The 11,779-nt window shown below is 63.4% G+C and carries 11 protein-coding genes; 7 read left to right on the top strand and 4 right to left on the bottom strand.

The features are described 5' to 3' along the window. Positions 1-13 precede the first annotated feature (13 nt). From WJ16_RS22800 to WJ16_RS22825, 6 genes are all read left to right on the top strand, one after another. Positions 14-778, top strand: a complete 765-nt coding sequence (locus tag WJ16_RS22800; RefSeq protein ID WP_011355952.1) for a flagellar motor protein — start codon at positions 14-16, stop codon at positions 776-778. A gap of 39 nt (positions 779-817) precedes the next feature. Then, on the top strand, positions 818-1,492 hold the full coding sequence (locus WJ16_RS22805; protein WP_069259341.1) for an OmpA/MotB family protein: 675 nt from the start codon (positions 818-820) through the stop codon (positions 1,490-1,492). 158 nt (positions 1,493-1,650) lie between these two features. Beyond that, positions 1,651-3,513 carry a methyl-accepting chemotaxis protein gene (locus WJ16_RS22810; protein ID WP_069259342.1) on the top strand — a complete coding sequence of 621 codons (1,863 nt, stop codon included), beginning with the start codon at positions 1,651-1,653 and terminating at the stop codon, positions 3,511-3,513. A gap of 103 nt (positions 3,514-3,616) precedes the next feature. After that, positions 3,617-4,405: a hypothetical protein gene (locus WJ16_RS22815; protein WP_069259343.1), complete on the top strand. Its 789-nt coding sequence runs from the start codon at positions 3,617-3,619 to the stop codon at positions 4,403-4,405. A gap of 152 nt (positions 4,406-4,557) precedes the next feature. Next, positions 4,558-4,977 (top strand): DUF6678 family protein, encoded by a 420-nt coding sequence (locus WJ16_RS22820; protein WP_069261094.1) that lies wholly within the window; start codon positions 4,558-4,560, stop codon positions 4,975-4,977. Positions 4,978-5,394: 417 nt separating this feature from the next. Then, entirely contained in the window at positions 5,395-5,808 is a 414-nt protein-coding gene (locus WJ16_RS22825) for a hypothetical protein (protein WP_069259344.1), read from the top strand. Between the two features lie 261 nt (positions 5,809-6,069). Here WJ16_RS22825 and WJ16_RS22830 read toward each other — a convergent pair whose 3' ends face one another. From WJ16_RS22830 to WJ16_RS22840, 3 genes are all read right to left on the bottom strand, one after another. Continuing rightward, positions 6,070-7,305, bottom strand: a complete 1,236-nt coding sequence (locus tag WJ16_RS22830) for a metal-dependent hydrolase family protein (RefSeq protein ID WP_069259345.1) — start codon at positions 7,303-7,305, stop codon at positions 6,070-6,072. 12 nt (positions 7,306-7,317) lie between these two features. After that, positions 7,318-8,634 (bottom strand): MFS transporter, encoded by a 1,317-nt coding sequence (locus WJ16_RS22835; protein WP_069259346.1) that lies wholly within the window; start codon positions 8,632-8,634, stop codon positions 7,318-7,320. 123 nt (positions 8,635-8,757) lie between these two features. Beyond that, positions 8,758-9,669, bottom strand: a complete 912-nt coding sequence (locus WJ16_RS22840; RefSeq protein ID WP_069259347.1) for a LysR substrate-binding domain-containing protein — start codon at positions 9,667-9,669, stop codon at positions 8,758-8,760. 187 nt (positions 9,670-9,856) lie between these two features. Here WJ16_RS22840 and WJ16_RS22845 point away from each other — a divergent pair, with 187 nt between their 5' ends. Then, positions 9,857-10,267, top strand: a complete 411-nt coding sequence (locus WJ16_RS22845; protein ID WP_069259348.1) for a TIGR02594 family protein — start codon at positions 9,857-9,859, stop codon at positions 10,265-10,267. Positions 10,268-10,336: 69 nt separating this feature from the next. Here WJ16_RS22845 and WJ16_RS22850 read toward each other — a convergent pair whose 3' ends face one another. Beyond that, positions 10,337-11,773, bottom strand: a complete 1,437-nt coding sequence (locus WJ16_RS22850) for an efflux transporter outer membrane subunit (protein ID WP_069259349.1) — start codon at positions 11,771-11,773, stop codon at positions 10,337-10,339. Positions 11,774-11,779: the final 6 nt, after the last annotated feature.

The following is an 11,779-nucleotide window of genomic DNA, read 5'->3' on the forward strand; positions in this document are numbered from 1 at the left end:
CGAGGAGCCGCGTATGGATCTGTTGACCCTGGCCGGTGTGGTGCTGGGCGGCGCCGCGATCGTGTTCGGTTTCGCGCTGGAAGGCGGGCACTTCTCGATGCTGTTCCAGTTCGAGGCGCTCGTGATCGTGCTTGGCGGCACGCTCGGCGCGGTGATGATCCAGAACACCTGGGCGCGCTTCTTCGACGCGGTGAAACAGCTGCGGCTCGCGTTCGTCCGTGCGCGCGAGGTCGATCGCAAGAACCTGTCCGACCTGCTCGAATGGGGCGACCGCGCGAAGCTCGACGGGCTGCTCGCGTTCGAATCGATGGACGTGAGCGGTATTCATCCGTTCGCGCGCCGCGGGCTCGAGCTGCTGGCCAACGGCGTGTCGACCGCCGTGCTCGAAGATGCGTTGCAGCGCGAACTCGATGCGTACGAACGCAGCCGCCTCGCTGCCGCGCGCGTGTGGCAGCAGGCCGGCGGGTATGCGCCGACGTTCGGCATTCTCGGGTCGGTGCTCGGGCTCGTGCAGGTGACGAGCCACATTCTCGAACCGGCGCAGCTCGGGCCAGGCATCGCGGTTGCGTTCATCGCGACGCTGTACGGGCTGGCGTTCGCCAACCTCGTGTTCCTGCCGCTGTACGGCAAGCTGCGCGCGCAGATCGACAGCGAATTGCGGTTTCGCAAGCTGTATCTCGACGGCTTGCTGGCAATATCGCGCAAGGAATCGCCGCATACGATCGAAACGCGGTTGACCGGTGACGTGCGCGGGCGTGCGGTCGAATCGCTCGCGTGATGGGCGCATGTCGTACGACGAACCCGGATTCCCAATCGCATGACTGCTCGAACTGACGGTGCATCCACCACCGATCGCGACGACGACGAACTCGACGGCGTGCAATCGGGCCGCTGGCTGATTTCGTACGCGGATCTCATCACGACGCTGATGGTGCTGTTTCTCGCGCTGTATGTGCTTCAGCTCGCGAAATACAACGCGCTCGATGCGCGGTATCAGACGCTCGCGCGGCATGCCGACAGCGCGGCGAGTGCATCCGCTGCCTCTGCCGTAACACCTGAGCGCTCGCCGCCGTGGCTCGCGTTGCTCGATTCGTTGAAGTCGAACGGCCGGATCTCGCTGGTGAAGGCACCGCATGGTGTCGAGATCGGCATCGACGCGAAGATCCTGTTCAACGTTGGCGATGCGCGCTTGCTGCCCGATTCGTCGCCGGTGCTGAACCAGATTGAGCAGGCATTGAGCGCGCATGCAACCGGTGACATCCTCGTCGAAGGCCACACCGACAGCGTGCCGATCGCGAACGCGAAATACGAATCGAACTGGGAGCTTTCGTCGGCGCGCGCGGGGAGCGTGGTGCGCTACCTGACCGAGCGGGGCATCGCACCGCATCGGCTCGCGGCCATCGGGCGGGCCGATACGCAGCCGCTCGTCGCGGGGGACGATGCCGCTGCGCGGGCGCGAAACCGGCGGGTGACGATCTTCGTTGCGTATTGATTGGCGCTGATCGCGTGCTCATGAGCGGCCGCTTATGCCCATCAGACAGCAACATAACGAATCTCGCATGATGAACATCTGAAATCAGCGATGCGGTTCCGCGCGAGCATGCCGATAACCCAAACTGGCTCAGACCGAGCGGTTATCGAGGGTTCCCCATGCACTTCTGGCGCAAGCTTTCCATTCAGAACAAGCTGATTCTCAGCATGACGAGTTGCCTGCTCGTGTTCGTCGCGATTTCGAGCGGACTCAGCATCCGTCTGATCGGCAACGCGGTGCGCGACCGTGTCGTGCGCGAAGAACTGCCGACGGCCGTGAACGGCATCCGCGCCGACGTGCAGCGGCAGATGGCCGGCCCGATCGCCGCGTCGCGAATTCTCGCGCGCGATGCGTTCCTGCTGCAATGGGAAGCCGACGGCGAACCGGACGCCGGCACGCGCAACTGGATCCAGCTCGCGAAGAACGTGAAGGACGAGCAGAAGGCCGCGTCGGTGCAGTGGGTGTCGGTGAAGAGCGGCAACTACTACAACGAAGCCGGTCTGCAGCGGAAGGTGACCGACAAGGATCAGTGGCTGACCGGCTTCCTGTCGTCCGGCAAGGCGTTCGACGTGAACATGGACCGCGAGGTGACGGTCGGCGGCTACATGATGTTCATCAACAGTCGCGTCGAACTCGACGGCGTGCCGATCGGCGCGGCGTGCATGAGCTTGTCGGTCGATGCGCTCGCGAAGGGCATCGCCGCTTACCGGATCGGCGAGACCGGCTTCGCGTATCTCGTGCGTCCCGACGGCGCGATCATGATGCATCGCGATTCGTCGCTGATCGACGGCAAGCATTTCATGAAGGACCAGCAGGGGCTGCCCGGCGATGCGTCGTCGACGCTGCTGGCCGGCAAGCCGTATGCGTACCTGAGCTACAACGGTGAAGGCGGCGCGCGTTTCATCGCGACGTCGTTCATTCCGGAGTTGAACGCATATGTGGTCGTCGAGGTGCCGCAGGTCGAACTCCTCGGGCCGGTGACGCGTGCGATTCGCAGTGCTGCGCTGGTCGCGGCGGTGGTGGGCCTTGGCGTCGCGTTGCTCGTGATCTGGCTGGTGGGCCGCGCGATCGCCGCGCCGATCCGCCGCGCGGCGACGCTGCTGTCGGAGATCGCCAGCGGCCAGGGCGACCTGACGCGCCGGATGACGGTCGAGAGCCAGGACGAGATCGGGCAGTTGTCGGATGCGTTCAACCGGTTCGTGTCGTCGCTGTCGACGCTGGTGCATAGCATTCGGGCGGCTTCTGCATCGATCGCGACCGGGTCGGCGCAGATTGCGACCGGCAATGCCGACCTCAGCGAACGTACCGAAGGGCAGTCGAGCAACCTGGAGCGCACGGCTTCGTCGATGGAACAAATCACGGCCGTGGTGCGGAACAACACCGAGACGGCGACGACGGCCGCGAAGATGATCAACGGCGCTTCCGATGCGGCGGCGCGTGGTGGGCAGGTGGTGGGCGAGGTGGTGAGCACGATGCAGGAGATCAGCGACGCGTCGCAGCGGATCTCCGAGATCATCGTGATGATCGACAGCATCTCGTTCCAGACGAATATTCTGGCGTTGAATGCGGCTGTCGAGGCTGCGCGGGCCGGCGAGCAGGGGCGCGGGTTTGCTGTCGTGGCTTCGGAAGTGCGGAATCTCGCGCAGCGCAGTGCGCAGGCGGCGAAGGAGATCAAATCGCTGATCGAACATAGCGCGGGGACGGTGAATACCGGGTCGCGGCTGGTGAGTGAGGCCGGGAAGGTGATGCGCGATGTCGTGACGCAAGTGCAGGGCGTGAGCGCGATGATGAGCGAGATTGCCGAGGCGAGCCTGGAGCAGAGTGCCGGTATCGATCAGATCGGGGACGCGGTGCAGTCGCTCGATCAGATGACGCAGCAGAATGCGGCTTTGGTCGAGGAAAGTGCGGCGGCTGCGGAGAGTTTGAAGCAGCAGGCGGCGGAATTGACGCGGCTGGTATCGGCTTTCAAGGTGGATGAGTAAAGTCTGATTCGCGATTTAGAATAGGGCGTTTCTGAGGGACGGCTGTCGTGGGGTCACGGCGGCCGTTTGCATATCGGCGCGGGATTCGGTGACGTCTATAAATATGAAACGCATTTCCAGGTGGAAGATCGGGGTGGGGGCGGTGGTGCTCGTCGCGGTAGTGGCTGCCGTGGGCGCGAAGGTGGTTGCGTCGCCTGCCGATTCTTATCTTGCTTATCGAAAGAAAGCCGTCGACACGGTTGCAGCGGCGCGGATTGAAGACCGGGCGGATCTGGACAAGAAATACACGGCCGACGTGAATGCGCGGTTGGTCAAGCTGGTCGGGATGGTCAGGGCGAAAGGGTTTTCCGCTAAGGCGGGGAGTAACGTGTCGACCCTCGTTGTCGATAACGGGATGACGCCCGGGCCGGACGGACTGTTCTTTAAGTCGAATGACGGGAAGGTGAATCTCGTCGTGACGACGGTTCCGCTTTTGAAGGCCTGGGTGGCGACGGCGGATGCGGGGATCAAGTCGGCGGATGACGTTGCGGCGATTTTCGATAGCGAGACGTTTTACACCGACGTGCTCGGTGGCGACGCCGCGGAGTTTCGGTTTGCGGAATTACCGGTGAAGCGAAAGCCGGCTGATGCGACGGTGAAAGCATGGCTGCTGGGTGACAGCCAGGACGGCATGCCGGATGGGCCGAAAACGTTGGCAGTGTCGATCAGGCAGGGCGCGCGGGTTTATATCCTGTGGCGGGATGCGACGTTGCCGACGATCGCCGCTTGCAGTACGGAACACGTGGCCGAGGAACAGCGGCCAGCCTGTTTCGCGCAGCAATTGCCCAAACAGCGGCGCTATTCACGGTTTGTGTCGGAAGCGCAGGCGATGGTCGATGCGGTTGTTCAGTAGGATGCAATTGTCTCGATGGCCGTTGAGTCAGGCGATATCGCGAGGCGATCGGGTTCGCTAGGGTTTTGAAAGAGTCGACAGTACCGGGGACATCGCCGACAATCGCGTCGCCCACGACTACCAGAGGGGAGTAAATGCAGTCCGAGCTTCCTATGGCTGATGCCCTGCCACGGGGTATCGACAAGGCAAAAATTCGATCGCAGGCGCAAAAGAAGTTCGCCGGGTCTCTGGCCAATGACACGAAATGGAACGAGCTGATTTCATTCATGCGTGGTCTGGACGGATGGCGGCCTTCGTACCGTTCAAAATGGATCAACGGGCATGTGTCGGGATGGGATGTCGAGTGGTTCTACCACCTGCCGTTTCCATTTGTGGGGGTTGAGTGGATGGATCTCGGATTGCGTGAGCAGGCTTCGGTCAGGCACGAGGTCATCGATCACTCAACGCTTGTTTTGAGTAAGCTGGCAGAAATTGGCTTCGAGTTTGAGGTCAGGGGTGACGTCGCCAGAATCTGGGGCTATGCCCCGAAGTCCTATGAAGATTTTCCGCCGGATGACTTTTCCGGAGCTTGATCGTCTTGCGTCAGTGGGCGCCGACGATGTCTTCTGCGTCGACCGCTGACTGGCGTTGTACCGACGGCTACCGCAGCACATCCCGACACCGTGGTGAATGGGCCACTACAGGCAAATCCGATGGACCGCTCAGGGTCCAGGCCGGCCATCGATTTCGCGTGCAAGCGCATCGTTCGACGCGCGTCACGGACGGGGGTGCACCGATAGAGGCAAGCATCGAATTCCGGTTTCGTTCGAAACAGCGGGCGTCAAATCGTGGAGTAGTATTCCCCCATGTCCAGGTTATTGCCCGGCCTATACGGCGCACAGTCGACCCATCCGTGACGACGGCGGCAAGCTCGTTAAAGAGTTTGGAAACTGCTTCAACGATACGTGTGATGGCACAGGCCGCGGCGATGACATTGATGGGAAGGCATCATGTCAACCGAGTGGAAGCACCGCGTCAGACTGTTTGTCCAGCGTTTCTGGCAACCGACCAGTGCGTGCATGACCTGCATGCCCGGGAGCTGGGGAAATATCATGAGCGTTACCCACTGGACTATCGCAATTCATACGGGTCTGCTTACCGGACTCCTGGCCGTACTGTTGACTTTCACGCCCGCGGCGAAACTCTACCCGCATCGATACGGCAATGCGCTGGTCGTCGGCATCCTGACAACATTGGGCGACGTCTACTCGCACACGAGTCACTACCGTATCCCCTATGTCGAGCACATCGTGACGGGGGCAATTTCAGGTCTCCTGACGCTTGCGGCCTCCTATCTCTTCGAAGACCGCGCGCGACGTCTTCGGGTGGCGTGGGCTCGGTTTTTCGGACAATTTAGCCGCTGACTTTCCGAGCCCGCCTGGCCGAACGGAAAGACGCCCCCGACGAGGCTGCGCTTCATGACCGGAGGCTGCGCACGGACATCCGGAACGCGCGACGGGCAGGAGCAGGCGTTCGACGTAGCAGGATGGACCGTCACCGATCGCCGATCATTCAAAAAAGTGCGAACCATGATCGTTCGCTCGTTGTTTCGATCGTCCGGCTCGAAGCAAGCAACGGAGCCGTCAATCGATCCGGCGACAAATCCCCGCAACCGCGAACCCACCCTAACCCGCCCGCGCCTTCACAACCTTCCCCCGCTGCAATACATATTCGACGCGCTCGCCTTGACCGGCCACCACGTCGATATCCTCGAGCGGATTCCCGTCCAGCACGACCAGATCCGCGATCGCTCCCGCCGCCACGACCCCGAGCTGGCCCTGCATGTTGACGATTTCCGCCGCGACGGTCGTCGCCGACCGGAGCGCTTCCAGAGTCCCCAGCACCTCGGCCCGGATCCGGAACTCCCCGCACTGAAATGCGTGCATTTCCCCGAGCAGATCCGACCCGAATCCCATCTTCACGCCGGCGTTCGCATAGACTTCCAGCGATTCGCGCCCCTTCTGCTGCACGGAAGCCACCTTTGCCACCGATTCGGGCGGCATCCCGAACTCCGCGCCGTGTTTGGCAAGCGCGTCGTAAGTGACAAGCGTGGGCACCACAAACGCGCCGTGCTCGTGCATCAGTTTCGCCGCCGCGTCGTCCACGAGATTGCCGTGTTCGATCGTCCTTACCCCACAGCGCACCGCCCGCGCGATTGCCCGCCCCGTGTACGCGTGTGCCATCACATAAGTATTCGCGGCCTCGGCTTCATCCACGATGGCCCGAATCTCGTCCTCGGAGTATTGCGTGTTCGCAATCGGGTCGGTCGGTGAAGCGACGCCACCCGACGCCATGATCTTGATCTGCGTCGCGCCTTTCTGAATTTCTTCACGTACCGCGAGCCGCACACCTTCGACCCCGTCCACCACGCGCGCAATCGCGCCCGTCCTGAAACAGCACGAGCAAGGCTCCAGCAAGTCCCCGCGAGGCCGAAAATCCCCATGCCCGCCGGTCTGCGACAACGCCTTTCCCGACGGAAAAATCCGCGGCCCCGACACCAGCCCGGTCTCGACCGCCTGCATCAAGCTCCAGTCCGCACCGCCCGCGTCGCGCACGCTGGTGAACCCGCGCGACAACATCGCATCGAGAATCGGCAACGACCGAATCGCGGCGAGAATGTTCGGCTGCGTCGCATTCGCGCCAAGATTCGCATTCGAAGCCAGCACATGTACATGGCAATCGATGAACCCCGGCATCACGGTCTTGCCGCGTACGTCGATGCGCTGCGCATTCGGAAAATCCACCGGTCGATCGGTCACTTCGACGATCCGGTCGCCGTCGATCACGACATGATGATGATCGAGCAGCACGCCCCGTTCGAGATCGAGTACGTTGCCGCCTTGAAGCACGGTAATGGTCATGGAGAGGGATCCTTATCGATTGACGGAAGCGGCACGCCTGGCGTCCTTCACGAAGCGCGTTCCGATGAAGCTGACGGCCGCCGCGAGGGTCACGTAGAAGGCCGGCGCCATATTGCTGCCGGTGCGGGCGATGAGCCACGTGATCAGGAACGGCGCGAAGCCGCCGAAGATCGTGACCGCGAAGTTGTACGCGACGGACAGCCCGGTCGACAGCACCTTGGTCGGGAACAGTTCCGCGAACGCCGCGAGGATCGGCCCCGTGTAGATCGCGATCAGCACGCCGAACACGGCCTGGAACACGATCAGCGACATGAACCCGGGCGCATGATTGATCCACGCGAACATCGGCCACGCCAGCACGAAGATCGCAAGCGCCGATCCGGACAGGAACACGCGCCGTCCCCACACGTCGGCGAGTTTGCCGACGATCGGCGAGCAGCACATGATCATCAGCCCGCCGACCATGCCGGCTGCGAACCCGGTCGATTGCGGCAGATGCAGCGTGCGCACGGAATACGTCGGCATGTAGAAGAGCAGCACGTACGTGCAGACGGTCCACAGAATGACCATCGAAAAGCTCGCGAACGTCTCGCGCGGGTAGGTGGACAGCACATCCTTCAGCGGCGAGCTTTCTTTGGCCTGCGCCTCGACGGCACTGAAGGCGGGCGTCTCGTCGATATGGCTGCGGATGAAGTAGCCGACGGGTCCGACGATGATCCCGAGCAGGAACGGCAGTCGCCAGCCCCAGCTATGCAGCGCCTGCACGTCGAGCGACGTCGTGACGAAGGTGCCGGTCGCGGCGCCGAGCAGCACCGCGAAGCCGATGCTCGACTGGATCCAGCTCGAGTAGTACGCGCGCTTCTCCGGCGGCGCGTATTCGGTGAGGAACGCGGTGGCGCCGCCCATCTCGCCGCCGGCCGAGAAACCTTGCAGCAGCCGCGCGACGACGATCAGCAGCGGCGCGGCGATGCCGGCCTGTTCGTAGGTCGGCGCGAGCCCGATGAGCGCGGTGCCGGCTGCCATCATGAGAATGGTGAGCGACAGCGCGGCCTTGCGCCCGACCTTGTCGGCGTAGATGCCGAGCACGATGCCGCCGACGGGCCGCATGAAGAAGCCGACGCCGAACGTCGCGACGGTCAGCAGCACGGACGTCAGTTCGTTGCCGGTCGGAAAGAACAGTTTCGCGATGATGACCGCGAAGAAGCTGTAGACGGTGAAATCGAACCATTCGAGACCGTTGCCGATCACGGTCGCGACGACGGCGCGGCGACGCTGCTGCACTGCCGCATCGACGGCAGGCGCGGCGCGCGGGGAAAGCGTTCCTTGCATGGTCTCTTCCTTTGCCAGAAGACGGGACGGGCGCCCCGCGTGAACCCCATGCTAAGGACAGCGCGATTTTTTTCTGAAACGAAAGATTTGCATGCATGCATGCGCTACGCGCATGCATCGCGATCAGGACGCGATCTGCTTCTCCGCTTGTTCGAACAGCCAGCGTGTGAACAGGCGCGCGGCCTGGTTCTGCGCGCGGTCGTTCGGCGAGATCACGTAATAGCCGCCGCCGTGGCTCGCGGAGGCTTCCGTCACGCGCACGAGCAGGCCGGCCTCGATGCACGCGTCGATCATGTAGCGCCAGCCGAGCGACACGCCCTGGCCGAGAATGGTCATCTGTACGATCTGCGGATACGAATTGATCGTGATGTCCTGCGGCAGTGCCTTCTGTCGATCGATGTCGTTCTGGTCGAACCATTCGGGCCACGACATCCATTGGCGCTGTCCATCTTCCAGGCGCAGCAGCGTCTCGTTCGCAAGGTCGGCTGCGTCGAGCGTGCGGCCGGCCAGATAGCCGGGCGCGCAGACGGGAAAGACTTCCTCGTCGAACAGGCGGCGAGCGGTGTATTCGGCCGGCGCCTGCTGGCGCACGTAGTAGACGCCGACGTCGAATTCCGCCGGCGACATCGACGCGAGGCCGTCTCTGACGATCAAGCGCAGCTTGATGTTCGGATAAGCGGCGCGGAAATTCGGCAGGCGCGGCGTGAGCCACAGCAGCGCGACGCCCGACGAGCATGCGATGGTCAGTTCGAGATCGCCGTACGGCTTCATCACGTCATGCGTGGCTTCCGCGCATTGCGTGAGCAGATGATGGACCTGGGTCGCGTATTGCTCGCCGGCAAGGGTCAGCCGCAGTGAACGATGCTCGCGGACGAACAGCGAGCGGCCGAGGTATTCCTCGAGCTGCTGGATCTGGCGGCTGATCGCGCTTTGGGTCAGATGCAGTTCGGAGGCGGCTTTCGTGAAGCTCGCATGCCGCACGGCGGCTTCGAACGCGACGAGGCACTGAAGGGGCGGCAGAGGCGTAATGCGCATGGCGGCTAGGGAGGTCGAGGAGGCTGCCGATATGATACGAGCGGATCGAAAGGAAATCACAAGGAATCAGGGCGCCGCCGCCGGCCGCCGCATTCGTGCGAAGATTGAGCGCACATCACCCTCGCCCGAGAACGACGTGACCCCATCCAATCCTGAGAGCAACGCGAACGCCGCCCACCCGCCGTGGATGCCCGTCGCCCTGGCCGAACTCGGCATCCGCCGCCACCCGCCCGGCAGCATCAATCCGCGCATCGTCGAATACAACAACCAGACGAACCTGGTCGGCTACGACGACAAGATTTCCTGGTGCTCGTCGTTCGTCAACTGGTGCCTGGCGCGCGCCGACATTCGCGGCACGGGCTCCGCGCTCGCGCGTTCGTGGCTCGAATGGGGCAGGCCGCTGGAGCGCCCGGTCTACGGCTGCATCGCCGTTCTGACGCGCGACGATCCCGCGAGCTGGAAAGGGCATGTCGGTTTCTACCTGCGTCACGATGAAGAACAGGTGTATCTCTTCGGCGGCAACCAGCTGGAAGAAGTGCGCGAACTTGCGTATCCGTTGAATGAAGTGATCGGATACCGCTGGCCCGTTGCCGGATGATCTCGCGGGCGATGTGTGAATAAAGGCGCAGGCCGTTCACGCGGCGTGCGTTCGCATCAGGCGCCGGCTTCAGTTCTTCGCCACCGCCTCCATCCCCGGCCCACCCGCCGTGTCATTCCTGCTCCACCCACCGCCAAGCGACCGATAAAGCGCGACCGCCGCCAGCGCATGTTCGCGCCTGACCTGATTGAGCGAATCCGAATCCCGCAGATACACTTCCTGCGCCGACAGCACATCCAGAAAATCCGTCGCACCGCCCTTATAAAGCTGATTCGCCAACCCAAGCGCCTTGTCCGAAGCCGCGAGCGCACTCCCGAGCCTGCGCGTCGCCTCGTCGGAACTGACGAGATTCGCCCGCGCATCCTCGACTTCCCGCAACGCCTGCAGCATCGTCTGCCGTAACCCGAGTTCCGATTCGCGCATCCGGCTTTCGCTCTGCGAGATATCGGCGGTAATCCGCCCCGCATTGAAGATCGGACTCGTCGCGCTTAACGCGGCACTGAACAGGTTATCGGTCAATGTAGGCAACCCGAGATAAGAAGCGGCCAGAATCCCGTCCGTCAGGTTCAACGAAAACTTCGGATACCGTTCGGCCTTCGCCACCCCCACCTGTGCGGCACGCCGCTCGACCTGCGCATACGCCGTCAGCACATCGGGCCGCCGCAGCAACGCCTGCGAAGGCAACGTCCCCGGCGCGCCCACCGGCGGCGCCGGAATCTCCCCCGCCTGCGCGAGCACGAGCCGATCGACCGATTCCGGCGTGCGTCCCGAATACACGGCAATCAGATTGAGCTGATGCGCGATCTGAGCCTGCGTGGGCGGAATCCGTGCTTCGAGCGCATCGAGCTGGTTCTGCGCACGCGTCACGTCGAGCTCGGTCGACAACCCGAACGCCTGCCGCTTGCGCGTGAGTTCGAGCGCATGCTGCCGGATCTTCGCGTTGTCCTGCAGGATCTTCAATTCCTGCTGTGACCAGCGCAGATCGACGTACGCGGAAGCCGCGTCGGCCGCGAGCGCGAGCCGCATCGCATCTTCCGCATGCTGCTGCCCGACGAGCTCGGCCTGCGCGGCGAGCAGGTCGAGCCGTTCACCGCCGAACACATCCGGCGACCAGCTCAGCGCGAGCCCCGCGCCGGCCTGCCGCACGTAGCCGAGCGGCGGCGGCGTGTTCTGCCGCGCGTCGGCCGCGTGCGCGGTCGCGTCGAGTTCGGGCAGCAGCACCGCGCGCTTCTGCACGGTCAGCGCCTGCGCCTGCTTCACGCGTTCGGCGGCGGCCTGCAGGTCGAGGTTGCCGTCGAGCACGGCGGCGATCAGCCGGTCGAGCACGGGATCATGGAATTGCGCCCACCACGCGGCGGCGTCGATGTCCGCGCGCGGCACGTCAATGTCCCACGCATCGGGTGCGAGCGTTCGAACCGAGTTCTGCAGCGCAGGATGCTGCGCGGGCTGCACCGCACACCCTGCGGCGAGTGCGCTGACGGCGAGGGCGACGAGAAGTTTTTTCATGATGGA

The organism is Burkholderia metallica (assembly GCF_001718555.1).
Classification (GTDB): Bacteria; Pseudomonadota; Gammaproteobacteria; order Burkholderiales; family Burkholderiaceae; genus Burkholderia; species Burkholderia metallica.